At 54.1% G+C, this 25228-nt stretch carries 18 protein-coding genes; 15 read left to right on the forward strand and 3 right to left on the reverse strand.

The window, feature by feature from the left end; all coding sequences use genetic code 11:
- Window positions 1-60 precede the first annotated feature (60 nt).
- The 10 genes from ACT53G_RS11370 (at window position 61) to ACT53G_RS11415 (ending at window position 11510) form a co-directional block, all read left to right on the forward strand.
- Window positions 61-1065 carry a GGDEF domain-containing protein gene (locus ACT53G_RS11370; protein WP_476169450.1) on the forward strand — a complete coding sequence of 335 codons (1005 nt, stop codon included), beginning with the start codon at window positions 61-63 and terminating at the stop codon, window positions 1063-1065.
- 109 nt (window positions 1066-1174) lie between these two features.
- Window positions 1175-3097 carry a type II secretion system protein GspD gene (locus tag ACT53G_RS11375; RefSeq protein ID WP_476169451.1) on the forward strand — a complete coding sequence of 641 codons (1923 nt, stop codon included), beginning with the start codon at window positions 1175-1177 and terminating at the stop codon, window positions 3095-3097.
- Window positions 3094-3804 carry a tetratricopeptide repeat protein gene (locus ACT53G_RS11380; protein WP_476169452.1) on the forward strand — a complete coding sequence of 237 codons (711 nt, stop codon included), beginning with the start codon at window positions 3094-3096 and terminating at the stop codon, window positions 3802-3804. Before ACT53G_RS11375 ends, ACT53G_RS11380 begins: the two co-directional genes overlap by 4 nt.
- Window positions 3804-5516, forward strand: coding sequence for a GspE/PulE family protein (locus tag ACT53G_RS11385; RefSeq protein WP_476169453.1), 1713 nt, complete (start codon window positions 3804-3806; stop codon window positions 5514-5516). The genes ACT53G_RS11380 and ACT53G_RS11385 overlap by 1 nt, the downstream gene beginning before the upstream one ends.
- Before the next feature lie 4 nt (window positions 5517-5520).
- On the forward strand, window positions 5521-6720 hold the full coding sequence (locus tag ACT53G_RS11390; protein ID WP_476169454.1) for a type II secretion system F family protein: 1200 nt from the start codon (window positions 5521-5523) through the stop codon (window positions 6718-6720).
- Between the two features lie 2 nt (window positions 6721-6722).
- Window positions 6723-8213, forward strand: a complete 1491-nt coding sequence (locus ACT53G_RS11395) for a hypothetical protein (protein WP_476169455.1) — start codon at window positions 6723-6725, stop codon at window positions 8211-8213.
- Window positions 8210-8830, forward strand: a complete 621-nt coding sequence (locus ACT53G_RS11400; protein WP_476169456.1) for a hypothetical protein — start codon at window positions 8210-8212, stop codon at window positions 8828-8830. Before ACT53G_RS11395 ends, ACT53G_RS11400 begins: the two co-directional genes overlap by 4 nt.
- The gene (locus ACT53G_RS11405; protein WP_476169457.1) at window positions 8827-10011 is read left to right on the forward strand and encodes a hypothetical protein; all 1185 of its coding nucleotides are present in this window, start codon (window positions 8827-8829) and stop codon (window positions 10009-10011) included. Before ACT53G_RS11400 ends, ACT53G_RS11405 begins: the two co-directional genes overlap by 4 nt.
- Before the next feature lie 5 nt (window positions 10012-10016).
- On the forward strand, window positions 10017-10733 hold the full coding sequence (locus ACT53G_RS11410) for a type II secretion system protein (RefSeq protein ID WP_338655779.1): 717 nt from the start codon (window positions 10017-10019) through the stop codon (window positions 10731-10733).
- 15 nt (window positions 10734-10748) lie between these two features.
- Window positions 10749-11510 (forward strand): HesA/MoeB/ThiF family protein, encoded by a 762-nt coding sequence (locus ACT53G_RS11415; protein WP_476169458.1) that lies wholly within the window; start codon window positions 10749-10751, stop codon window positions 11508-11510.
- On the opposite strand, the gene ACT53G_RS11420 is transcribed toward ACT53G_RS11415, so the two are convergent.
- Both ACT53G_RS11420 and ACT53G_RS11425 read right to left on the reverse strand, forming a co-directional pair.
- Window positions 11489-11698: a (2Fe-2S)-binding protein gene (locus ACT53G_RS11420; protein WP_476169459.1), complete on the reverse strand. Its 210-nt coding sequence runs from the start codon at window positions 11696-11698 to the stop codon at window positions 11489-11491. The two genes, ACT53G_RS11415 and ACT53G_RS11420, sit on opposite strands and share 22 nt — an antisense overlap.
- A gap of 187 nt (window positions 11699-11885) precedes the next feature.
- The gene (locus tag ACT53G_RS11425; RefSeq protein ID WP_476169460.1) at window positions 11886-14846 is read right to left on the reverse strand and encodes a valine--tRNA ligase; all 2961 of its coding nucleotides are present in this window, start codon (window positions 14844-14846) and stop codon (window positions 11886-11888) included.
- A 126-nt stretch (window positions 14847-14972) separates the two neighbouring features.
- On the opposite strand from ACT53G_RS11425, the gene ACT53G_RS11430 reads away from it, so the two are divergent.
- Window positions 14973-16484 carry an esterase-like activity of phytase family protein gene (locus ACT53G_RS11430; protein ID WP_476169461.1) on the forward strand — a complete coding sequence of 504 codons (1512 nt, stop codon included), beginning with the start codon at window positions 14973-14975 and terminating at the stop codon, window positions 16482-16484.
- Window positions 16485-16529: 45 nt separating this feature from the next.
- Here the strand turns inward: ACT53G_RS11430 and ACT53G_RS11435 are convergent, their stop codons facing one another.
- Window positions 16530-17810, reverse strand: coding sequence for an FAD-binding domain-containing protein (locus ACT53G_RS11435; protein ID WP_476169462.1), 1281 nt, complete (start codon window positions 17808-17810; stop codon window positions 16530-16532).
- Between the two features lie 82 nt (window positions 17811-17892).
- Between ACT53G_RS11435 and ACT53G_RS11440 the strand changes: the two genes are divergently transcribed.
- From ACT53G_RS11440 to ACT53G_RS11455, 4 genes are all read left to right on the forward strand, one after another.
- Window positions 17893-18339 (forward strand): NfeD family protein, encoded by a 447-nt coding sequence (locus tag ACT53G_RS11440; RefSeq protein WP_194748971.1) that lies wholly within the window; start codon window positions 17893-17895, stop codon window positions 18337-18339.
- 27 nt (window positions 18340-18366) lie between these two features.
- Window positions 18367-19212, forward strand: coding sequence for an SPFH domain-containing protein (locus ACT53G_RS11445; RefSeq protein WP_194748970.1), 846 nt, complete (start codon window positions 18367-18369; stop codon window positions 19210-19212).
- A gap of 107 nt (window positions 19213-19319) precedes the next feature.
- Window positions 19320-22610 carry a transglutaminase family protein gene (locus ACT53G_RS11450; protein ID WP_476169463.1) on the forward strand — a complete coding sequence of 1097 codons (3291 nt, stop codon included), beginning with the start codon at window positions 19320-19322 and terminating at the stop codon, window positions 22608-22610.
- A 75-nt stretch (window positions 22611-22685) separates the two neighbouring features.
- Entirely contained in the window at window positions 22686-25226 is a 2541-nt protein-coding gene (locus ACT53G_RS11455) for a circularly permuted type 2 ATP-grasp protein (protein ID WP_476169464.1), read from the forward strand.
- The last annotated feature ends 2 nt before the right edge of the window (window positions 25227-25228 follow it).

Consider the following 25228-nt stretch of genomic DNA (forward strand, 5'->3'; position numbering starts at 1 on the left):
TCCTAATTAAGAATCATTCTTCCCTTTGTTAAAGTGTTCGAAACAACATCTGTCGAACACATGCCTAGTCATTTAAATTTGAAAAAGTTTATGCAAAGCCTGATCGGCCTGACACAGGTCAGGGAGAGCCTTGCATTGGATCCAGCGCTGCTTTCGTTGATGCAGCACTGGATGTGTATTTTTGCTGCCGAGGAAAAGCCGATCCGGATGCAGGTATTGTCGCGTCGGCAGTTGGTCTCGGTGATGGACTCTCAAGATGAGATGGATCCTGCTTTTGAAGCGTGGCCTAGCGATGTTTATGCGTTGCTTTTAAATTACCTGGATCAGGAAACTCGGCAATCTGTTTGCCTGGACACTGCAGCGGGCAAGTTGCACATTTTTCCGCTCAAACAAAGTGTTGCCCATAAAAATGCCATACTGTTGATTCAGCATGCGCAGTTATCCGCAGAAGCGATCGCGCTGGTCGAACAATGTTTGCAGGTATTTAATCACTATGCCGGCTTGATTATTGAAAACGAGCGGGATGCACTGACTGGTTTGCTCAACCGCAAAACTTTTGATAAGTGTGTGAGCAAGATTTTGCTTAATGACTACAAGCCAGAATTCCGGTTTCCGTTACACCATTATCTAGTTATTTTTGATATCGATTTCTTTAAAAAGATCAATGACAGCTATGGTCATTTGATTGGTGATGAAGTCTTGCTGCTTTTATCCCGCCTCATGCAGGAAACCTTTCGTGATGGCGATTTGCTGTTCCGCTTTGGTGGTGAAGAATTTGTGGGCGTGTTTTCATGTGCTGATAAAGATGACATCGTCATGCTGCTAGAGCGCTTTCAGCAAGCCCTTGCTGAATATCGTTTCCCGCAAGTCGGGCGAGTCACCATCAGTATCGGTTATTCCAAAATGTCACCGCATTTGCTGCCGAACACTGTGCTAGAGCGGGCAGATGAAGCACTCTACTATGCCAAAGAGCATGGCAGAGACCAGGTCTGCTGCTACGAATCCCTGGTTGAGCAAGGCTTACTAAACGACAGCATCATTAGCGGCGAAATCGAGCTTTTTTAAACGCCCTCTCTCGCACTGGTTGACCAGATTGCGCCCGATGGATTGACAGTTAACATCTATTAAAATTAATATATGTTAAAAAATGTCAATAATCATTTGGAGGGGGTTGATGCGTATTGTGCTCATCCTGTGGTTGGTGATTGGACTCGCTGCATGCAAAAGCCAGCCTCCGGGCAGCGCTATGCATGCGCAGTTGCATTTACCTTCACTGCCTTTAACCCTTCAGGCCGACAACGGTTCGGCTAGCTTCCCAGAAATTGATACGGCAGATATCGTTTCTACCCCTGCCATCAAGCCCCCCGCGCTCAAGTCGGCCATCCCCACCATCTTGATCAATCTGGTTGTCCGCGAAGCCCCCGTGCAGGAGGTCCTGTTTGCGCTGGCCCAAGAAAGCGGCCTGAATTTTGATGTGCATCCGGCCTTGATCGGTAAAGTCACTTTAAATGCGCAGCAGCAGTCGGTGCACGCGATTCTTGCGCGCATGGCCAGGCAAGTCGATATGTATTATGAATGGTCAGACGGGGTGTGGCTGGTGACACCAGACACGCCGGTGATCCGTAGCTACAAACTCAATTATGTGAACATGAGCCGCGATACCTATGGCTATATTGGCGTGGCCAGCGAAATCAATGGCGCTGGCCGTGGCGGCATGGCCGCAGCCAGTAACAGTAATGCGCAGGTGCAAGCATTGCCGGCACAAGGCGGCAGTAGTAATAGTTCCAGAACCGCAGTCACCTCTCAATCCCGCTATCACCTGTGGGAGAGCGTGGTAGACAATGTGCAGCTTCTGCTGGATGAAACAGATAAAGCCGGTAGTGCTCGGGCAGAAGTGATGGATCACCTGCCCGCAACCGTGATCATGCCAGCGAGCGGTACTGATAGCGCGCCAGGTAGCGCCGCAGTCAGTGAACTCAAAACCACAGCAGAATCCGTCTTACCATCACCATTGCAAGAAAAGTCGCAGCAAGCGCAACGCCGTTGGCGGGCTTCCAAACTGATTGCAAACGCCGAAACCGGCATCTTGACCATACGTGCCTCGCAGAGTCAGCAGGCGCAAGTCAAAGCCTATCTGGAATCTGTGATGCAGGTTGCCGCCAGGCAGGTCTTGATTGAAGCTACCATTGTAGAAGTTGAGCTCAATAAAAGTTTTCAGATGGGCATAGACTGGAGTCGCCTGTCAGCCTCGGCGCAACAACGGGGCTGGCTGCTTTCGCAATCTTTGGGCAGCGATGCGGCCCAGTTTAACCGCACCACTGGTCAGTGGGAGAGCAATAACAGTAAAAATGCCTTGGGCCAGAACAATGGCAACGTGGCGTTTATGTTGAGCTACTTAAATCCTCTCAGCCGCTTTGGTAATTTAAGTGCCAGTGTCACCTTGCTTGAGCAGTTTGGCAAAACGCGTGTCCTCTCCAGTCCCAAGCTCATGGTGCTCAATAATCAGACGGCCATTCTCAAGGTGGTCGATAACTTGGTCTACTTCACCATCCAGTCGCAAATTTCGCAAAGCAGTAGTAATAGCGGTGCTAATTTGCAAGCAGTGACGACCACGGCCAATACGGTGCCGGTAGGCTTGGTCATGGCTGTCACGGCACAAATCAATAGTCGCCAGCGCGTCAATTTAAATGTCAGGCCGACGGTGTCCAAGGTGCTGCGCTATGTCGAAGACCCCAATCCGCAATTAGGCAGTGGCAGCAGTCGGATTGTGAGTAGCGTGCCCGAAATCCAGGTAAGGGAAATGGAGTCTGTGCTCAATGTTGCCAGCGGCCATATCGCTGTTTTAGGCGGCCTGATGCAGGATGATCAGCGTGAATTTAGTGACCGCGTGCCTGGCCTCTCGCGACTGCCTGTCATCGGTCAGGCATTTATTGGCAAAAATCAGGCCGCCAAAAAGACCGAGCTGATTGTGTTTTTGCGGCCCACTGTGATTGGTCGGGCCGATGTTAACACGGGCGATTTGCGATCGTTTCAACCCTTGCTGCCTGACGCTTTGCCTACTGATGCATTTGAAATGAATGTCGAGGAGCCATCATGATGGATGTTCGAGCATGGCTGGCTGATTCAAAACGCCCCTTGCGCTTAAATAAAAATGCATATGCAAAATCGCTGATGGTCACCGATTGGCAGCAGCTTGAGCGGCGTATCATGGGATGGTTGTGGCTGATGCTGATCATTGCGACTTGCTGTGTAGTGCGACAAGGCTGGGATATCTTTTCAGCGGCATCCGCGCCGGACAATCATGCTGCGCCCCGATGGGTAGATGCAAAGCCATTCGTCACTCCGGTTGAGCCGTCACCAATCGGTGAGCAAAAGTCTGCATTGCAGGAGGGACCTAGTGTATTTGCTTTACATGCGCCAGCAAAAGCTGAGCAACCTTCCGTAGCCACCCCCAGTCAGAGTGAGCCTGCGCAGAGCCCATCACCCTCACCCCGTCAAAATACCCCGCCTCGTTGGGTTATGCAGGTACAGCGTGGACCATTGCCGACCTTGTCATCCATCAGCTTGTTGGCGCAGGCGCGTACGGCATTACAGCAGGAGAAACTGCAAAATGCGCAGCCTCTTTATGCGCAACTGTTGGTGCAAGATCCGCATCAACTCGAGGCATTGGTCGGCATGCTTTATATCAGCCAACGGCTGGGTGATCAGGCGCAATACGAGCACTATTGGCTGCGCGTTCGGCAACTGATGCCAGGGGTCGAAGCCAATGCTGCTTTATTTGCGCAACTACTGGAGCAAGAGTGATGCGGATTGGAGAGTGGATGCTGGCGAAAGGCATGATTACTTCGGATCAGCTTGATATCGCACTCATCGAGCAACGCAAGCAGCAATTGTTGCTTGGCCAGCAGTTGGTTAGGCTGCACTTTGTCACCGACGCTATGGTGAGAGATGTGCTGGCCCAGCTCCATGTGCAAGAGAGTGTGGATTTGCAGCATGTGATGCCCGACCCGGCGTGGATCGCCAAAGTGCCAGAAACCTTTGCCAGGCAACATCGCTTGTTACCGCTTGATCTGACACCAGACCAGCAATCGTTGCGGATTGCGGTACAGGATCACCAGAACGCACACGCGATTGAAGCACTGAAACATTTATTAGGCGGTGGCATTGCGCTGTCGCCTGTTCTGGCGACCGAAGTCCAGATAGAGCAGGCGCTGGATCGGTGTTATGGACATAGCCTGTCGCTGGAGCGCTTGTTGCAGGAAATCGAGCAGCAAGAGGCTGCAGTTAGTCTTTCGCCGGTGGCTTCCGCCTCTCATCCCGTGATCCGGCTGGTGGATGCCATCTTGGTCGATGCCGTCAAACAAGGCGCCTCGGATATCCACTTCGAGCCTGAACAGGCGTTTGTCAGGATACGCTACCGCATTGATGGCGTGCTTTGGCAGATCCGCTGTTTGCACGATCGCTATTGGCCCGCCATGTGTGTGCGCCTCAAAGTCTTGGCTGGCATGGATATCGCTGAGCAGCGTATGCCGCAAGACGGCCGCGTGAATCTGTTCTTGTGCGGGCGCGAGGTGGATTTCAGGGTCTCCAGTCATCCTACCCTACATGGTGAAAACCTGGTACTGCGCGTGCTGGACAGGCATAAATCCATTATTCCGCTGTCGCAGATGGGTATACGCTGCGCGCAGTTGGCGTCTTTAAAGGCCATGCTGGCAAAACCGGAGGGTTTGTTAATCGTGACGGGCCCGACCGGGAGCGGTAAAACCACCACACTTTATTCCATGCTAGGGCATCTCAATCAGACCGGGGTGAATATCATGACATTGGAAGATCCGGTTGAGTATCCACACCATCTAATGCGGCAAACCTCCGTCAACGAAGCCAATAAGGTGGATTTTGTCACCGGTGTGCGCGCCATTTTGCGACAAGACCCTGACATTATGCTGATAGGCGAGGTCAGAGATGAAGCCACGGCCGCTATGGCGGTGCGCGCCGCCATGACTGGACATCTGGTGATGACCACCTTGCATACCAATCATGCTGCAGCTGCCTTTTTGCGCTTGCAGGATTTGGGGATTCAGCCGCAGACCCTGGCCGGTTGCCTGGTTGGGGTGATTGCCCAGCGCTTATTGCGACGCTTATGTCAACACTGCAAGCGCCAAGCCTCCCCGGACCCACACCTTTTAGCCATGTTTCAATACATCGATTCAGCGTGCATTCCTGAAAGTTTCACGTGTTTTGAAGCGGTTGGTTGTCAGCATTGTCGACAAAGTGGTTATCAAGGCCGGACTGTGGTGATGGAAATTTTGTCCATGCATTCTGGCTTGGAGGAGGCGCTCACGCCACTCTCGCTGCCAAGGTTACAGCAGAACGCACGATCATATGGTTACACCACGCTGGCCGAGGAGGGGGTGCGATTAGTGATGGCAGGCGAAACCAGTCTGCAAGAATTAAAAAGAGTGGTCGATTTAAGTGTGCTTGAGGCCAATGTGCTGGATGTAAGCAGGCCTGTTTAAAACGATGACAAGCTACCGATACACCGCGATTGATAAGACGGGCCACTTAACACGGGGCTATGGCACCTCCGACTCTGAAGAGGCGCTGGCTGCATCCCTGCAGCAGCAAGGCTTGGAATTGCTGACGGTGAAGCTGGGTGAGCCATTGCGCTGGCGACAGCCACGCGTGCACCCCAAAATGTTGATCGTATTTTGTGTGCAGCTGGAGCAGCTATTGCAAGCCGGCTTGCCTCTCTGTCAGGCCATTGCGGTCTCGGCAGAACAAGCCGAACAGGCGGTGATGGTCGAGGCCTTACGTGGTTTGTTGCGCGATCTTGAGGCGGGCAAATTACTTTCACAAGCGTTGCAAGCGCAGCCCAAGGTCTTCCCAGCCTTGTTTTATCAACTGGTCAATGCTGGTGAACGGACGGGTCAGCTCCCTGAAACATTTGGCCAATTGAAGGCCACCCTCACGTGGCAATTTGAGCTGAGTGCGCAAATCAAGCGGGGACTGAGCTATCCCGCTGTGTTATGCGTGATGGTGATGATTGCCGCATACGTGATGCTGACCTTTCTGGTGCCGCAAATGGCAGGTTTTTTGCAAAGCCTGGGGCAGTCTCTGCCATGGAGTACACGATGTTTGTTAGCCCTGTCAGAGGGTGTCATGCACTATGGGGCTTATCTGCTATTGGCGATATTGCTGTCCCTGGGGAGTGTGACTCTAATCGTGCGGCGCTCGGAAAAATGGGCTTATAAATGGGATAGACTGATGTTGCGATTGCCGGTGTTTGGCCGCTTGCTAAGAGCATGGGTGATCACGCGGCTGTGCAGGTTTCTTGGATTGATGTACCAGGCCGGGATTCCGCTGTTACAGGCATTGCAATGGTGCCAGCCCTTGCTGACGCAGCGTGTCATGGCCCGCGCACTTGAGGATGTGTCTGCGCGCGTACAGGCCGGTGAAAGCCTCACCACCAGCTTTGCGGCTACCGGGCAGTTTCCGCCACTGATGCTACACCTGCTCAAGGTGGGTGAAACCACAGGTGGACTGGATCGCATGTTGTTTCAGTTGGCTGACTATTATGACCGGGACGTGCAAGTGCGGATCCAGTCGCTATTGCGTATGTTGGAGCCCGCGCTGACCATTTCACTGGGGTTGATGTTGCTGTTTTTGATGGCCGCCGTCATGTTGCCGGTCTATGACAGTTTTTCAACCATCAGGTACTAAAGATGTCCGGCCAGCGCTTCATTCTCCTGATCGATGCACAAGCATGGCGGCTGGTCTTATTTAAGCGCAATCAGTATTGCGAGCTGCGTTCGTTTGGTCCGGATGAAGCAGGGCTAGCGGCCATGTTAGGGTGGATGCAAACTTTCCCAGGTGCGCGTGTGGCGGTGTTAACCGATCTGCCAGAGGAGCACTATCACCTTGAGCTGATGCCTGTGGTGCGTGGGGCCGCTGGTCGTGCACTACTCAAGCGCAAGCTGGCGGCTTGGCCACATGCACAAGGCTTGCATACCGCCTTTCTACTCGAAACGATCAAGACGAGCCGTTTAGAAAACCGTTTTTTGTTTGCCGGGCTGTTTTCCCCACCACTGACTCACTGCTTGCCCGCGCTGCAAGCGGCAGCACTCAGCCTGCAAGGCATTTATACGCAAGCAATATTGTTGCCATATTGCTTGCCTGCAAACGCTCAACGCCTGAGTGATTGCATCTGTGTGCACGCGGAGCACACGACCCTGTGCTTGAGTTATTTCAAGCATCAACGGTTGTGTTTAAGGCGCCGCCTTTCAATGCCAACACAAGGGATGCAGGATGTGGCGTCTGTGATCCCGGCGCTGACTCAGTTGCATCGTGAGCTGGTCAGCCAGTTTGGCTTATCCGAATCTGCAAGTCTGCCGGTGTTTTGCATCATCGCAGAAATACAGCAGGCTGAGAGGCTCACCTTACCCGCCCCTTTTCAATATCAACCTCTGACTGAGGCCGCGCTCATTGCGGCCGTGGGTCAAGGCTCGCTCCCTACCGGTCTCCGCGCGGTCGAGTGGGTCGCCATGCATGCGATATTGGCAGACCAGGCGCTCCCTAACTTGGCCCCTGAGGCCAGTCTCTTGCCAGAGAAGCTCAAGCGGTTACAACGAAATATCCACGTGGCAGGCGTGGGGCTTGCGTTGCTATTGGCGCTGCTAGCCGGCTTCAATGCGCTGGCAACTCAGCAACTGAATACGCAAGCCGGGCTGGTGAAGGCCCAGCTTGATGAGCCAGAGGCGATGCCATTCGCCGGGGGACTGCGCGCTGAACAATTGCCAGCGATTCATGCCTTAACCCGCACGATGCAAGCGATCAGCGCCTCCGCCCAATTGCCCGATCAAGCCTTGCATGACTTGCAGCCGATACTCAGTGGTTTGCGTGATTGGCAACTGATCCGACTCGAATGGCAGGCAGAGCCTCCTGAATCAGCAGACCCTGATGCGCATCAAACTCAGTCATTGAAAATGACTTTTCAACAACGAGAAACAAGTCAGCACACGCGTGCCGTACTTGAATGGCAACAGTTGATGCAGCGTTTAAATCAGTTGCCATCAGTCAAGCAGCTGCAAACAGAGAACTCCAGTCAGCAAAGCACGACGAATGGTCGCCAGGGCAGTACAGATCCGCTAGCCATGCTGGGGTTGCAGCCGATGCTCACGCTGACTTGGGCAGCCGTGCAACAGGAGGGGTGGTGATGGTTCGGCAAGTGTGGGCACCATTAAAACAAACCTTCTTGTTTTGGTTAGGCGTGATGAGTTTGTTAGTGGTGTGTACCCTGTTGCAGTATCAAAGACGTGAAGAAGCCGAACAAGTCTTGTCTCAACTAGAGGCACAGTGGCAGCAACGCCAACAACAAGCGGCTTATCAGCAGCGTTTTGCTGCAGAGATCGCCACCTATTTGGCGCATCGTGAGCAATGGCAAAACATCGGGGTGATGTCGCCCTTGAATGTGCCTGCATGGGAAAAGTCCCTTGCCGAAATGCAGCAGGCATCTGGCCTGAGTCATCTACGCTATGAGTTCTTGCCGACCACTCCTTGTGACCTTGCCCTGTGTTTGCCGCATGCATCCTCTGGCCAGCAAGCCGACATCAAAGTGATGCTTAGCCGTCTACAGCTCGCATGGTCGGTCAAGCATGAAGCAGACATATTGGCATGGTTACAAGCGTTGGCCAAACAATATGCAGGTGCGATTAAAGTCCATCATTGTGTCTGGACAGTGACGCCGTCATTCGTCCAGATTGATGCGCAATGTGAGCTTCATCTGTTTAATTTCCCTGACGTGTTTCCCAATCCGTCGCCTGTGCAGCCATGATTGTTTGTTCACATTTTCAAAGAGGAATTGCGATCTGGGCGCTTTTACTGCTGTTGTCCGGCATGGCGAGCATGCTGGTTTATCCCTTGGTGGGCCGTGAGTTTTCCAGTCAGGCGTCGTTGCACAAAACCATGACGGCCTTGGCCAAGGCCGAGCAGGCCTTGCTTGCCTATGCGCAGCAACCCTTGGGCACCACGCCTTGTGAGTTGAATTGCCCTCGCCCGGGCGATTTGCCTTGCCCAGACCGCAATAACGACGGCATTGCCGAAACCTCATGCAGTAACTCCGCCCGCTTGGGCAGGTTGCCCTGGAAAACACTGGGCTTAGGCGACCTGCGCGATGGCAGTGGCGAGCGCTTGTGGTACGCAGTGTCAGAGCGCTATAAAAATAATCCGCGCCTGCGTCCTTTGAATCTGGACACGCAGGGCAGCTGGAGCGTGATGGCCAACAGTGGGCCGACTTGGGATGCAAATGTGGGCAATGGCGTTGTGGCTGTGGTAATTGCTCCCATGCAGCCGCTGTTGAGGCAGGATGGCTGGCAGCAACGCCGCTTGCAGCCTGACGATGGTGCTAAGGAGTATCTGGATATTGAGGGGACCTTGGATAATGCCAACCCGACAGAGTACAGCGATCACGGCTTTGTCATGTCGCCTCCGACTACACAATTTAATGACGTGGTCTGGCCAATCTCGGCCAGCCGCATGCATCAAGTCATGCAAAAGCAGGTGTTATCAGAGCTTAAGCGAGCATTTACTTGCACGTCCAGGCCATGTCCACCTTTACCTGTGCCAGCATCCATTTCAGACGCAAGTTGTTTAGGTGCACAATCATTGCAAGCAGGTCAATGTATGTCTGCTCAAACGACTACGCTGGGCCGCTTGCCGGTCGATGGCGACCTGCATGGCCCACTTGCAAATCAAGCCATGCTGGATGGTCAGGCCATGCATCACTGGTTTCAGCAAAATGGCTGGCGGGAGCAGGTGTTTTATCTGCCGCGGTCCTCGCAAGTGCTCTTGGTTGTGTCTGGCGAGATGTTAGCCGGACAATTACGACAGACGACTACGCAAAAAAGTGAGTATGCCAATTTTATCGAGATGCCGACAGTCGCTGCGCTGGGTCTGGCCGGCGTCACGGCATGGGATGCACCCAGCAATGATCAACTGGAGCAAATCGCCAGATGAAGGGCATGACTGCATATTCTCCTCGATCACAATCCTCTCTGTATGGCTTCAGCCTGCTTGAAATGGCGATCGCCTTGGTGATTTTAAGCCTGATGATGGGCTGGCTCATGACGCCCCTCAAGGTGCAATACGGATTGCAAAAATATCAGCAAACCGAACAGCGGCTGAATACGGCGCAACAGGCCTTGCTTGGCCATGCACTGATTTATCATTACCTGCCGTGTCCTGATACCGACCAGCCGCCCGATGGGTGGGAGAATGTATTATCCAACCAGACCTGCGCCAGTGATGAGGGCTGGTTGCCATCGCAGCAATTAGGGGTAGTCGCCACCGATGCCTGGGGCCGTTTCTTTCGCTATCGCGCAGACAGCACGTTTACTCATCACAGCCAGTGGTTCTCGGTAGCCGCGGCCGAAGGTGCCAGCAATATTCAAGTCAGCAGTGAGACTGGCCCGGCCACCAGCGGGCCTAGCCGACCGGCGGCGATTATCCTTTCACATGGCGAAAACGGGCTGGGTGGCATACAATCCGTGTCTGGCGGCGGCGCCTATGCCATGCCCGCACCCGAGCACGCGGATGAGCGTGAAAATGCAGATGGCGACCTGGCCTTTGTTGATCAGGCACAACAACAAACCGGTACGGCCGTGTTTGATGACCGGCTGATCATGCTGTCGCCCAAGGTGTTGATTCAGCAAATGGTACAAGCGCAACGCCTGCCATGAATAATTGGAAAATACATGCAAGACGATTTGTTGTTACGCTACAGTCGGCACATCATGTTGCCGCAAATTGAATATGCAGGGCAAGAAAAGCTCACGCAAAGTCATGCCCTGATCGTGGGAGCTGGCGGCTTGGGGGCTCCGGTGGCGATGTATCTGGCCGCAGCCGGGGTAGGTACGCTGACCATTTGTGATTTTGATCAGGTAGACCTCACCAACTTGCAACGTCAAATTATCCATACCACGGCAGCGGTTGGGCAAAACAAGGCCTTGTCGGCCCAGGCCACGATTGCGGCCCTCAATCCTGAAGTCAACGTCCATGCCGAAACGACACGGCTCAATGACGAGGCGCTTGCCGGACAGGTCTTGGCAGCAGATGTGGTGATTGATTGCTCGGATAACTTTGCCACGCGCTACTTGCTCAACCAGCTTTGTTTTGAGAGTAAAAAGCCTCTGGTCTCGGGGGCGGCCATCCGCTTTGAAGGGCAATTGAGTGTGTTTGATTTCCGCCATGCTGACAGCCCTTGCTACCACTGCCTGTATCCAGACGTCGGCGATGACCAGGCGTTGCGTTGTGCAGACAACGGCGTATTTGCTCCGCTGGTGGGTATGATAGGCACAGCGCAAGCCGCTGAAGCCATTAAGGTGTTGCTCAATATGGGTCAGAGCATGGAAGGCAGGTTGCTATTGCTGGATGCGCTCAGTGCAGAATGGCGCACCATACGCCTCAAAAAAGACCCTTCTTGCCAGGTGTGTGGTCAGTCTGAATCGGTGGCCTGAGACTGTAACGAGGTCACCAACTCCGTAATCTCCCATTCGCAGCCAGCGCAGCCTGACAGCGCGCCAGAATAGCGCGAGATGCCATCCAGATCTTTACCTTGCCTGACTAGCTCGATAATCAGGCCGCGCGTGGTGCCGCTGCAACTGCACAGCACCTCTCGGGGATCATTTTCAAGCAGGTCGGCCATATTTCCTTTTGTGCTCAAATCCATTGTGTCTAAGCGCAGACAGATGGTGTGATCGTGCTCACAATTAACGGGTTCATTTCAAGCTAGACCAACAATAAAGCAATTGGTTTATCTCATTGTTTAATCTACGCCGATACGTCCAACCCGCCTAAGCTGATCGCACTCAGGCGGTATGTCCACGAGCCAATTAACTGAGTTTGGCCAGCTGCACCTGCAGTTTTTCCAGACTGGTGCTAAATTCGGCCAGACGGGCTTTTTCCTGCTCGACCACGGCCGCCGGGGCACGGGCGACAAAGCTTTCGTTGCCCAGTTTGCCATTGGCTTTGGTGATTTCGCCTTGCAGTCTGGCGATCTCTTTGCCTAAACGCTCTTTCTCGGCGGCAACATCAATTTCCACCTTGAGCATCAGTTTGAAGTCACCCGCCAGCATCACAGGCGCATCGGCTTCTGGCAGGTCGGCGACGATATCTACATTTTCCAGCTTGGCCAGCGACTTGAGGTAAGGCGCATAGGCGGTCAGTGCCTCGGCATCGCCCGCGGCAATGAGTGGCACTTTGGCCGCAGGTGAAATGCTCATTTCGCCACGCAGACTGCGGCAGGCTTCCACTGCAGTTTTGAGCGTGGCTACCCAGGCTTCAGCCTGTTCGTCGATTTTCTCCAGATCCGCTTTCGGGTAGACCTGCAACATAATGCTCTCAGTGCCACGCGACTTGTCCTTGAGTTCGGTCATCGGTGCCACCGTCTGCCAGATTTCTTCGGTAATAAACGGAATAATCGGGTGCGCCAGCCGCAAAATGGTTTCCAACACTCTTAACAGGGTACGACGGGTCGCGCGCTGTTCGGCTTCAGTGCCACCTTGTAACTGCACTTTGGCAATTTCCAGATACCAGTCGCAATACTGGTCCCAGACAAACTCGTAGATCGCCTTGGCAGCGAGGTCAAAGCGGTAGTCGTTAAAAGCGCGTTCCACTTCGGCTTCGGTGCGTTGCAGCAAACTGACGATCCAGCGGTCGGCCTGACTGAATTTGCGGCCACCGGCTTCGCAACTCTCGGCGCCAAAGCCATTGTCTTTGCCTTCTGTATTCATCAGCACAAAGCGGGTGGCGTTCCACAGCTTGTTGCAGAAGTTACGGTAACCTTCACAACGTTGCAGGTCAAACTTGATGTCACGGCCGGGTGAAGCCAGGCTGGCAAAAGTAAACCTTAAAGCATCCGTACCATACGCTGCAATGCCTTCCGGGAATTCCTTGCGGGTACGTTTCTCGATTTTTTCCGCATCTTTCGGGTTCATCAGGCCGGTGGTGCGTTTTTTCAGCAGCGATTCCAGATCAATGCCATCAATCAAATCAATCGGGTCCAGCACATTGCCCTTGGACTTGGACATTTTCTGGCCTTCGGCGTCGCGGATCAGGCCGTGCACATACACATGCTTGAACGGGATTTTGCCGGTCAGGTGTTTGGTCATCATGACCATACGCGCCACCCAGAAAAAGATAATGTCAAAACCAGTGACCAGTACTGAGGAGGGCAGGTATTGCTGCAAGGCCTGATTCTGCGCGTCCAGTGCCTCGTCGCCGGTCCAGTCTAAGGTGGAAAATGGCCACAGGGCAGAGGAGTACCAGGTATCTAACACGTCATCATCGCGCTTTAAATTACCGGTGTAACCTGCTTTGGCCGCCATCTCGGTAGCTTCTGCTTCATCATGCGCGACAAACACTTCGCCGTTTTCACCATACCAAGCCGGTATTTGATGCCCCCACCATAGCTGGCGAGAAATACACCAATCCTGAATATTGTTCAGCCACTGGTTATAGGTGTTGACCCAGTTTTCCGGGTAAAACTTGATCTCGCCATTGGCCACCACTTCGAGCGCCTTTTCGGTGATGCTTTTGCCGTCTTTACCCGGCTTGCTCATCGCCACAAACCACTGGTCGGTGAGCATGGGTTCAATCACCACATTGGTACGATCGCCCCGCGGCACTTTCAATTTGTGTTTTTCAACTTTCACCAGAAAGCCGCCAGCCTCAAGGTCGGTAACCACTTGTTTGCGGGCAGCAAAACGCTCAAGACCCCAGTAATTCTTTGGAATACCTAGATCAGCAGCAGTTGCTATAAAGTCTTGAGGAGGAAGCATTTTTCCACCATCGCTTTGAGGAGCGACATAATCAAATTTGGACTCGTGACCAGTATGAATGTCTGCAGTAATTATGTGTCCAGTTAAGTCAATTACCTGTATTGGTTTTAATCCATGACGCTGACCAACGGCATAGTCATTAAAGTCATGTGCAGGCGTGACCTTGACCACGCCAGTACCAAACTCCTTATCCACGTAATCATCCGCGATAATCGGAATTTCGCGGTTGCACAACGGAAGAGTCACGTTTTTGCCGATCAAATGCGCATAACGCTCATCCTCAGGGTGCACCATCACCGCCACGTCACCCAGCATGGTTTCTGGGCGGGTGGTCGCTACGGTTAAATGGCCGGAACCATCCGCCAGCGGATAGTTGATATGCCACATCGAGCCGTCTTCTTCTTCCTGAACGACTTCTAGGTCAGACACGGCAGTGCCCAGTTTCACATCCCAGTTCACCAGGCGTTTGCCACGGTAAATCAGGCCTTCGTTGTACAGACGGACAAAGCTTTCGGTGACGACCTTGTTGAGGCCGGCATCCATGGTGAAACGCTCACGGCTCCAGTCTGGCGATGTGCCCAGGCGGCGCATTTGTTTGGTGATGGTGCCGCCGGAGTATTCTTTCCATTCCCAGACTTTTTCGAGGAATTTTTCGCGGCCAAGGTCGTGGCGGCTCACGCCTTGCGCATCGAGCTGGCGCTCGACCACAATCTGCGTGGCAATGCCTGCGTGGTCGGTGCCTGGTTGCCACAAGGTGTTATCCCCGCGCATACGGTGATAGCGGCTCAGCGCATCCATGATGGTCTGGTTAAAACCGTGGCCCATGTGCAGCGTGCCGGTCACGTTGGGTGGCGGCAGCAAAATGCAGAAATTATCTTTGACCTCCGGGTTCATGCCGGCGGCGTAATAGCCTTTGCCTTCCCAAAAAGCATACCACTGGCTTTCAATGGTTTTCGGATCAAAGGATTTAGCGAGTTCGCGAGGTGTTTGTGCGTTTTGAGTAGAAGTAGTCATGCGCGTGATTTTACCACAGCCGCTTGGTTGATCTGGTGCTTGCCGCCATGTCGCGCTAGTCCTGTCATATTAAATTCACTGTCAGCGATTAATTTAGTCAAAATTTTTTAATTCTGGAGTTTTGACATGACTTTTAAACTAGCCGCCATGACCGTGGCGATTTCACTGGCATTGCCTACCTTGGCAAATGCAACCCCTTCATTGATCGCGATGGGCAGTTTGTCCGGGACCACGGACTTGTCCAGTTTCACTGGCATGTTGGAAAATGGTGTGGATCATCAGAATGTATTGGGTGGCATGGGTTCTGGCCTGGCTTGGGCAGGTGGTAGTACTTTCCTGGCGTTGCCAGACCGTGGCCCGAATGCTACCGAGTATAATCCGCTGGTAGACAATACCACTTCTTACATTTCGCGCTTTCAAACGCTGAATCTCAGTTTGCAACAAACCTACAATGGTTCGAGTTACAGTTATAGCCTGACTCCGACTTTGACTGGCACCACGCTGTTATACAGCAATACGCCGCTTAACTACGGCACGGGCGCCGCTGGTACAGGTAGCGCGGGCGGCCAAAACTACACATTGGGCAGTGGCGCGACTGTAAATGCAGGTAAATATTATTTCAATGGCCGTTCAGATAACTTTTTGGCAGGCACCAACTCCAGCAACTCGAATAATGGCCGTTTCGACCCAGAGGCCATCCGCGTTTCTAACGATGGCAAAAGCGTTTATATCAGCGATGAATATGGCCCTTATGTCTATCAGTTTGACCGTGCGACCGGCGCTAGAACCAATGTCTACAACTTGCCTTCTGCATTTACTGCGCAAAATTTGAGCAGCCAGGGTGCGAATGAAATCAGTGGCAATACCAGCGGCCGTGTGGCCAACAAAGGCATGGAAGGCCTGGCCATTACGCCTGATGGCAAAACACTGGTTGGCTTTGAGCAAAGCCCGCTGATTCAGGATGGCGGCGATGGTGGTCGTACCAACCGTATCGTGACGATTGATACGAAAACGGGTGCTACCAAGCAGTATGTCTATGACAACTTCCTCTCTGATAAAAACAAGACCTACAACAGTAGCGAGATTCTGGCGGTCAATGACCATACCTTCTTTGTGCTTGAGCGTGATGGCAAGGGCGCGGGTGATGGTTCCAAGGCGGATGTGAAACGTATCTACAAAATCGACCTGAATGATGCAAATGGCGATGGCGTCGTGGGTGACCAAGCGGTAGATATTGGCTCATTGAACAGTGGTGCTGGCATCAGTGGCCAAAATAACCTGCAGAGCTATGCTGTGCAAAAAAGCTTGTTCCTTGACCTGAAAGCGGCGCTCATCAATGCCGGGATTACCAATACTAACATTCCTGCCAAGCTCGAAGGCATGACTTTTGGCGAGGACATCATGGAGGGTGGCGTGCTGTATCACACCCTGTATGTGGCCAATGATAATGACTTTGTGCCAGGCATCGCAGGGGACAACAAGTTCTTTGTGTTCAAGTTTACCGATGCAGACTTGAATGGCAGTCAATTTGTGAACCAGGCATTGTCCGTCAGTGCCGTGCCTGAGCCAGCCAATGTTTCGATGCTGATTTCTGGCCTGTTCCTGATGGGTTGGTTGCAACGTCGTCGTCAGCGCTAATCGAGCTGTTGTGAGTAAAAAGCCGCCTTTACAAGGCGGCTTTTTTTATGCGGCTGGATCGTTTGAAAATCGTTCATCGTCGTTGGCAAACACCAGCGGCTCAACTTTTTTCCAGTAGCGGCTAAACCGCATCAGCTCATGGTCGCTGAAGTGGGTGTCATAGAGGCTGGGTTCTTGTAGCCAAGTAAGTCGTGCATCGTCAGCCGCTGCTTTGAGCAGCGCGTTCGGAGTGTTCTGGCTGATGATATGCCTCTGCGAATAGCTTGCCAGTACTTGTGCTGTGCTGCCAAGCCATATGTCTGTCTCTGGGATTTCGCTCAGGCAATCGGCCATGAATTGCAGGCGTTTCAGGGGCCATTGCCCATAAAGTGCAGGGTCAAATGCAAAGACGCGAGGGGCCTTACTCTTTAGTAGAGCATGCTCTGGCGATAACATTTCGTCATGAAGCCAAACCACAGCACTGTTGTCACGAAGGGGCAAATGCTGCGCTGTTATTTCCACAGGCAAATACACGCTGTGGCTGGCAGCAGCCTCATCACCTGTTTGCGGCGGAGGGGCGCCAAACAATTGTTGATGCAATGTTTCGTAGCTGGCATCGAACGGGCAACGCACAGGACATTGCTGGCACCAGTGTCCGCCGCCGAATTTGACGATATTCTCTTTGTTGAAGAAATAAGGTTTATGGCTAAAGCTGGCGCCTATCCATTGCCATGAGAGGTGATTGGAAGCTAGGTCACCATCCAGCAGGTTTTGTTCAAACCAGTCTGCCGCCTGGCGCCAGTCTACTTTTAACCAGTGCAATACATAGGCTGCAAACCACATGCGGGCATGGTTGTGTACGTAACCCTCTTGTCGCAGCTGACGCACAATTTCATCCATGCATACCAGCCCGGTGAATCCCTGCGCAATAAAGTCAGGCAAGGGTTGTGTACCCAGGGCCACTTTAGGTGACTCCATGGGTTGTTTGATTGCCTCACCAAAACGGTACCAGACCTGCCTGAAGTAGTCGCGATAGCTGAGCTCGGCAATCAGTTTGACACCGCGCTTGCCAGCGCTTTGGCGGACGCTGTTCACCGTCTCTTGCAAGGACAGACAGCCATGGCGCAAGTAAGGCGAAAGCCGGGTGGCTGCGCCATCCAGATGATTCCGGGTCTGGTGATACGCATCGGCATCAATGGTCGCCAGTCGCTGCAATGCCGTGACGCGGCCGCCTTGCCAGCGGTCGTCCAAATCTGGTCCGCTGGCCTGCGGAAAGCAGGTGCGGATTTGTGCCAGCCGTTCCCGGCGGTCAGTCGCAAGCGTAAGGCGGACAGGCGGTTGAGTCATTCCCCCATTTTGACACAAGTAGTGATACCATGCGCTCAAAGATTCGTGGTCGTTTATTCATCGTGGTTTGGGGGGGCGGGTTATGCAGACAGGATGGTGGTGGTGCGGATTGGGCCTGGTGCTGTTATGCTCGGAAATGTTGCTCGGCACCTTGTACTTGTTATGGCTAGGCATTGCCGCACTGGCAATGGCAGCGCTCACTCTGTTTTGGCCTGAGATGTCATTGGCCTTACAAGCCCTGAATTATGCCGTGCTGGCGGCACTGGCCTTGACCATCATGCGCAAGCTGGAGAAACGCAAGCCTGACTTGCGGGTTGGACAGGCGCAGGGCGAGGAGATCGGTCGTGAAGGCGTGGTGATTGAGGCTATTTCTCCCATGCAACCGGGCAAGATCCGGTTTGCACAAGGGGTATTGGGTAGCCGCGAATGGGTGGCATATGCCGATACGGCCATGGCTGTGCAACAAGCGGCAATCATTGTCGCCGTGGAAGGCAACAGCCTGCGTGTGGCGCCTGCCCACCACGGTTAATCGTTTTAATTATTGAGGGGAGTCGTTATGACCGAAGTCAGTGTCATTGTGATCGTACTGGTAGTGATCGCCATCGTGAAAGGGGTACGTATTGTGCCGCAGGGCGAAGAATGGGTGGTCGAGCGGCTCGGTAAATTTGCCGGCATTCTCAAGCCAGGCCTCAATGTGATCAACCCGGTATTCAGTAATGTCAGTTACAAGGTGACCACCAAAGACATCATTCTCGATGTCCCAGAGCAGGAGGTGATCACCCGTGATAACGCGGTGATTCTGGCCAATGCGGTGGCGTTTATCAAGGTGACCAATATCGAGCGTGCGGTCTACGGCATCGAAAATTTTCGTGAAGCCATGCGCAATATGGTGCAAACCAGTTTGCGTTCGATCATCGGTGGCATGGATCTGAACCATGCGCTGACCTCGCGTGACCGGATCAAGGCGGAGCTTAAAGAGGCGATTGCCGATGAGGCGCTGGACTGGGGTCTCACCGTGAAAAGTGTGGAGATTCAAGACATCAAACCCTCTGCCAATATGCAGGATGCGATGGAGCGCCAGGCAGCGGCCGAGCGGGAGCGTGTTGCTGTGGTGACCGAAGCCGAAGGCGCCAAGCAGTCTTTGATCTTGAATGCCGAAGCCCGCCTGGAAGCCGCGCGTAAAGACGCAGAGGCGCAAATGGTGGGGGCCCAAGCCTCAGCGGCGGCGATTAAAATGATTGCCGAGGCGGTCAAGGAAAACAATACCTCCGCCACCTTTTTGCTGGGGGACCGCTATATTCAATCAATGCAAAAAATGGCCGACTCCAACAATAGCAAAATTGTGGTGTTGCCAGGCGATGTGGTGAGTGCGGTCAAAAATCTGGTAGGCGGCAGCAAATAAGTCGATCAGGGTTAGCGTTTAATTGCCGCCACGCGCTGGGTTTTGGCGTGGCTGGCATATTTCCTGCATCACACTGCTTAAAATCATAATATTATTGAGGATCAGCAGTGGCTATACGCGTCGCTTTACATCACCGCACCCGCTATCAATTTGACCGCCTGGTCAATCTTTCGCCACACGAAGTCCGCCTCAAGCCCGCTGCCCACGCGCGCACGCCGATTTTGTCGTATTCTCTGACGGTTAATCCTCAGCAGCATTTTATCAACTGGCAGCAAGACCCCTACGGCAACTACATTGCCCGTTACGTATTCCCCGAAATGGTGCGTGAGCTCGACTTTACGGTCGATTTGGTGGCAGATATGACCGTCATCAATCCGTTTGATTTTTTTGTCGAGAAATATGCCGAGCATTACCCCTTTAACTATACTGCGCAGCAGGCGTTCGAGCTGACCGCCTATTTGCAGCCCGATCCGGTCGGGCCCTTGTTGCAGGCGTGGATGACGGAAATGCGGCAAGCCGTGATCAAACCCGAAGTCGGCATTGTCGACTTTCTGGTGGCCGTCAATCAGCGTTTGCAGGCTGAAATCGGCTATACCGTGCGCATGGAGCCGGGCATACAAACCCCGGAAGAGTCTCTGCAGAAGCGCACAGGGTCTTGCCGGGACTCCGCCTGGTTGCTGGTGCAAATCATGCGCCACCTGGGCTTGGCCGCGCGCTTTGTTTCCGGCTACCTGATTCAGCTCAAGGCCGACGTTGCGGCGCTGGATGGCCCCAGTGGCACCGACAAGGATTTTACCGATTTGCATGCCTGGACCGAGGTGTTTATTCCCGGCGCAGGATGGGTTGGGTTAGATCCTACCTCTGGACTGATGGCCGGAGAGGGGCATATTCCGTTGGCGTGTACGGCGATCCCTTCCTCGGCAGCGCCAGTGACTGGCTTTACCGATATCGCCGAGGTCACGTTCACGCATGAGATGACAGTAACGCGCATTCACGAAGACCCGCGCGTGACCAAGCCTTACAGCGAAGCGGACTGGCAGGCCATCCTCAAGCTGGGTGACAAGGTGGATGTTGAGCTCAAGAAGCACGATGTGCGGCTGACGCAAGGCGGCGAACCGACTTTTGTGTCGATTGATGATATGGATGGCGCACAATGGAACACTCTTGCACTGGGAGATCACAAGCGCCAGCTGGCCGGTGACCTGGCTTTGCGTCTGAAAGCGCACTTTGCCCCGGATGGCTTTTTGCATTATGGCCAGGGCAAGTGGTATCCCGGTGAGCCTTTGCCGCGCTGGGCCATCAATATTTACTGGCGCCCGGATGGCAAGCCGGTGTGGCGCGATGCCAGCCTGTTTTCAGCCGAAGGTCATAATGACGGCTATGGCGTAGCGCAGGCAGAAGCTTTTTCCCGGCATCTGGCTGACATGTTGGGCTTTCCCAAAGCTTGTGTGATTGCCGCTTATGAAGACGTGATGAGTCTCGCGCAACAAGAGCAGCAGTTACCGGTGAATCTCGATCCGCTCAAGCTGGATTTGCAGGATGCGACAGAGCGCAAACGGCTGGCAGATTTGCTCAACCAGGGCTTGGGGCAAGTGGTTGGCTATGTTATGCCGCTCAAGCCGGACGAGAGCCAGTCTGCCGGGGCATGGCTGACCAGCAAGTGGCCCTTGCGCCGTGAACATTTGTATCTGCTGGGTGGCGACTCGCCCATGGGCTTGCGCTTGCCCTTGTCCTCGCTGCCATGGCAGTTGCCTGCAGAAATGGAGCCAGAATTTCCCCTGGACCCGTTTGAGCCACAGGCAGCGTTGGCGACCGCCAAATCACCCACGGTGCGGATCAAGCACAAAACAACGCAGCCGCTGGCTCGGGAAGTGGTCCATACCGCGTTATGCGTACAGGTGCGCAATGGCCGGCTGTATGTGTTTATGCCGCCAGTGAGTCGACTGGAAGACTATCTGGATTTACTAAGTGCCATTGAGCAAACTGCGGCCGATTTGAAACTCAAGCTGTGGCTGGAGGGGTATCCCCCGCCGCGCGACAGCAGGCTCAAGTTGCTCAGTGTGACGCCGGACCCCGGCGTCATCGAAGTGAATATCCACCCGGCGAAAACCTGGAAAGAGCTGGTGACAAACATCAACGTCTTGTACGACGAGGCGCGTCTGTGCCGGCTAGGCACTGAGAAATTCATGCTGGACGGCCGCCACACCGGCACCGGTGGCGGTAACCATGTCACGCTGGGTGGGGAAACGCCGGCGGATAGCCCCATGTTGCGGCGCCCGGATGTATTACGTAGTCTGATTACCTACTGGCAAAATCACCCCGCCTTGTCTTATCTGTTTTCAGGGACCTTTATTGGCCCGACCAGTCAGGCACCGCGCGTGGATGAGGCCAGGGATGACAATTTGTATGAGTTGGCGATTGCTTTTCAGCAGATGGAACAAGCCTTACCCGCAGGCAAAGAAAGCGAGCAGCCGTGGCTGGTCGACCGGCTACTACGCAATTTGCTGGTGGATTTAACCGGTAACACGCACCGCTCGGAGTTTTCCATCGACAAACTCTATTCGCCGGATGGCCCCACTGGCCGCCTTGGGCTGGTGGAATTCCGTGCTTTTGAAATGCCGCCGCATGCGCGCATGAGTTTGCTGCAAAGCCTGTTACTGCGTGCGCTGGTGGCCCGCTTCTGGAAAACGCCATATACCGGCAAACTGGTGCACTGGGGCACCGAGCTGCATGACCGCTGGATGTTGCCGCACTTCGTGACGCAAGACATCGCCGATGTCGTGGCCGATTTGCGCGATGCAGGTTATGCCTTTGAACAGCGCTGGTTTGAGCCCTTTGTCGAGTTCCGTTTTCCGCGCTATGGCACCGCGGCCTATCATGGCGTGGAGTTGGAATTGCGCCAGGCCATAGAGCCTTGGAATGTACTGGGTGAAGAAATGGCGGGTGGTGGCACCGCGCGTTACGTGGACTCTTCCGTCGAGCGCATGCAGTTGCGTGTGCGGGGCCTGACCGATGGCCGCCATGTGGTGACCTGTAATGGCCGACCCTTGCCGCTGCAACCAACCGGCCATGCCGGGGAATATGTGGCTGGCATCCGCTTCCGTGCCTGGAGTCCGTGGTCAGCGCTGCATCCGACCATTCCGGTGCAAGCGCCGCTGGTGTTTGATCTGGTCGATACCTGGAGTGAAAAATCCCTGGGAGGATGCACCTACCATGTCTCGCACCCAGGGGGGCGCAATTACAATACGTTCCCGGTGAATGCCAATGAAGCTGAGGCACGGCGTTTTGCACGCTTCTGGGCGCATGGCCATACGGCGGGCAAGGTGACTGTGGTAAAAGAACCACCGAATCCACGTTTTCCATTTACGCTGGACCTGCGATGGCAGCCGAATGTGTGAACATCCTGTTACACTCAAGGTCTTGTTTAAGAGGCCGCGCGTTTGAGTCGCACCATGATCCTCGCTTAACCACGCATGCAACCAGTGCTTAATCAACTTTATTTTTCTGACCGCTATAACGAACTGTTGGATGGCAGGGGCCAGCCACGTCCGCACTGGCAGGCCCTGGTTTCTCAGCTGGAGAGTGAAGAGCCTGCCGTCATGCGCAAGCGCATGGAGGCCGTGCAGCGTCAGATTCGTGATAATGGCGTGACGTATAACGTCTATGCAGACACGCATGGCGTGCAGCGGCCGTGGGATCTGGATGTCTTGCCGCTGATTATTCCCTCGCATGAGTGGCAGCATATCGCTGCTGCCGTGGCGCAGCGGGCCACCTTACTCAATCAGGTGTTACTGGACGTATATGGTGAACAACGCCTGTTTGCCAGCGGCCAACTGCCGCCGGCGCTGATTTACGGTCATAACGGCTTTTTGCCTTCTTGTGTCGGCATTCCGCATTACGACAATATTGCCCTGCATAACTATGCCGTGGATATTGCGCGCTCGCCCAACGGGCAGTGGTGGGTGGTGTCTGACCGGACCCAGTCGCCCACCGGGGCTGGTTATGCGCTGGAAAACCGTACCATTATTTCCAGTGTGTTCCCCGAAATGTTCCGCGACCTCAATATTGAGCGCTTGAGCGGCTTTTTTGCCAGCATGCGTGACAGTCTGGCACATTGGGGGCACCGCGTTGCACAAAATCAGGCACAGACTGTCCCTGGCATCGCGCCACTGAGTCAGGGGGAGCCGCCACTGGTGGTGATTTTGACGCCAGGACCGTATAACGAAACCTACCACGAGCAGTCATTTTTAGCTGGTTATCTGGGCTATCCTCTGGTGCAAGGCAACGACCTGACGGTGCGCAACGGCGTGGTCTGGCTCAAAACCATCGCCGGGCTCAAGCCTGTGCACGCCATTTTGCGCCGCATTGACGATGATTATTGTGACCCGTTGGAACTCAACGCCGAGTCGCTGTTAGGCGTGGCCGGGTTGACCCAGGCCGCCCGACTGGGCAATGTGCTGATTGCCAATGCGCTGGGCGCCAACTTGTTGCAATCTGGGGCTTTGCTGGGCTTTTTGCCCAACTTGTGCCAGTCGCTGCTCGGGGAGTCGTTGCACATGCCTTCGGTGGCGACCTGGTGGTGTGGTGAATCTGCGGCGCTTGACTATGTGATCCAGCATCTGGATGATCTGGTGATCAAACCGGCTTACCCGCAAATGCAATCTTCGCCCATTTTTGGCGAGGATCTCAATGCCACGCAAAAAGAGGCGCTGATTGCCAAGCTGCGTGCGCAGCCCGGCCATTATATTGCCCAGGAACAAGTGGATATTTCACATGCGCCTGTGCTGAGCAATCATCATCACCAACCACAAATGGGCAGCTTGGCAGTGAGTTTGCGTGTCTATGCCTTTGCTACCCCCAATGGCTATGCGGTGATGCCTGGCGGCCTTTCCCGCGTCGCCAGCGGTAAAGATAGCCGCGTGGTGACCATGCAGCGTGGCGGCACCAGCAAAGACACCTGGGTGCTTTCGGAGTTTACGCAGTCGGCGTTCAGTTTGTTGCGCAAAACCACCTCCAGTCAGGACCTGGTGCGTGAAAATACCTCGCTCTCCAGCCGCATGGCAGAAAACATGTTCTGGTATGGCCGCTATTCAGTGCGTAACCTGCAAAAAGCCATGATGTTACGCGCCACCTTGCGCGCCTTGCTCGAATACACGCCAGAATCGCGCGAAGGCGAGTGGCCGACCATGCAGGGCTTGTGTCAGTGGTTTGACCTGTTGCCCTCGCCTAAAGATGATGAAGAATGGGCGAAATGGCAACCTTACAGTGATGATGATATTGAGCCGTTGCTGGTACAAGCCGTGTTCTCGCAGCAGTCCGGCAGTCTGGCCACCAGCGTGCAGCAGTTGTATCAACAGGCGTTCAACCTGCGTGAGCGCATCTCCAATGACCACTGGCGGACCGTGAACGTATTGTCACGGCAGTTTATTACCCGGCACGCGCATGCCACCTTGCAGGATGCGATGTCGTATATCGAGCAGGCTGTGAATCATTTTGTTACCTTGACCGGCTTTGCCATGGACTGGATGACGCGTGATCTGGGCTGGCGGTTTATGTCGCTCGGACGGCGGATTGAGCGCTTGCAGTTTATGTGTGTGTTATTAAGCCGTGCCTTGCAAATGCCACAACATAGTAATCTTGAGTGGTTGCTACAAGTGACCAATAACCTGGTCACTTACCGTGCCCGCTACGCCTCGCAACCCGAATGGTTGCCTGTGCTGGATTTACTGTTGATGGATGGCAATAATCCCAATGCCATCGTTTTTCAAATCAAGGGCTTGGTGAAATATCTCGAAGAGATGGATGCCCATGATAATGCAGGCGGCATTGCCGCCGAGCTGAAAGCCTGCTGGCAAGCCTTGTTGCAACTGGACCCGGACACCTGCTTTATGCAAGGCAGTCCAGAGTTGTCAGCCTGGCTCAATCACACCTACGAGGTGACTTTAACGCTGTCTGACCGCCTCAGCCTGCGCTTTTTCAGCTATGCCAGTCCGGTCGTCATCTCTGGGCATTAAGG

It is taken from the genome of Methylophilus sp. DMC18 (assembly GCF_056314005.1).

Excerpts from the sequence above, each read along its gene's own strand:
- ACT53G_RS11370 (WP_476169450.1), top strand. The coding sequence starts at position 61 with ATGCCTAGTCATTTAAATTTGAAAAAGTTTATGCAAAGCCTGATCGGC.
- ACT53G_RS11375 (WP_476169451.1), top strand. The coding sequence starts at position 1,175 with ATGCGTATTGTGCTCATCCTGTGGTTGGTGATTGGACTCGCTGCATGC.
- ACT53G_RS11380 (WP_476169452.1), top strand. The coding sequence starts at position 3,094 with ATGATGGATGTTCGAGCATGGCTGGCTGATTCAAAACGCCCCTTGCGC.
- ACT53G_RS11385 (WP_476169453.1), top strand. The coding sequence starts at position 3,804 with ATGCGGATTGGAGAGTGGATGCTGGCGAAAGGCATGATTACTTCGGAT.
- ACT53G_RS11390 (WP_476169454.1), top strand. The coding sequence starts at position 5,521 with ATGACAAGCTACCGATACACCGCGATTGATAAGACGGGCCACTTAACA.
- ACT53G_RS11395 (WP_476169455.1), top strand. The coding sequence starts at position 6,723 with ATGTCCGGCCAGCGCTTCATTCTCCTGATCGATGCACAAGCATGGCGG.
- ACT53G_RS11405 (WP_476169457.1), top strand. The coding sequence starts at position 8,827 with ATGATTGTTTGTTCACATTTTCAAAGAGGAATTGCGATCTGGGCGCTT.
- ACT53G_RS11410 (WP_338655779.1), top strand. The coding sequence starts at position 10,017 with ATGACTGCATATTCTCCTCGATCACAATCCTCTCTGTATGGCTTCAGC.
- ACT53G_RS11415 (WP_476169458.1), top strand. The coding sequence starts at position 10,749 with ATGCAAGACGATTTGTTGTTACGCTACAGTCGGCACATCATGTTGCCG.
- ACT53G_RS11420 (WP_476169459.1), bottom strand. The coding sequence starts at position 11,698 with ATGGCCGACCTGCTTGAAAATGATCCCCGAGAGGTGCTGTGCAGTTGC.
- ACT53G_RS11425 (WP_476169460.1), bottom strand. The coding sequence starts at position 14,846 with ATGACTACTTCTACTCAAAACGCACAAACACCTCGCGAACTCGCTAAA.
- ACT53G_RS11430 (WP_476169461.1), top strand. The coding sequence starts at position 14,973 with ATGACTTTTAAACTAGCCGCCATGACCGTGGCGATTTCACTGGCATTG.
- ACT53G_RS11435 (WP_476169462.1), bottom strand. The coding sequence starts at position 17,810 with ATGACTCAACCGCCTGTCCGCCTTACGCTTGCGACTGACCGCCGGGAA.
- ACT53G_RS11440 (WP_194748971.1), top strand. The coding sequence starts at position 17,893 with ATGCAGACAGGATGGTGGTGGTGCGGATTGGGCCTGGTGCTGTTATGC.
- ACT53G_RS11445 (WP_194748970.1), top strand. The coding sequence starts at position 18,367 with ATGACCGAAGTCAGTGTCATTGTGATCGTACTGGTAGTGATCGCCATC.
- ACT53G_RS11455 (WP_476169464.1), top strand. The coding sequence starts at position 22,686 with ATGCAACCAGTGCTTAATCAACTTTATTTTTCTGACCGCTATAACGAA.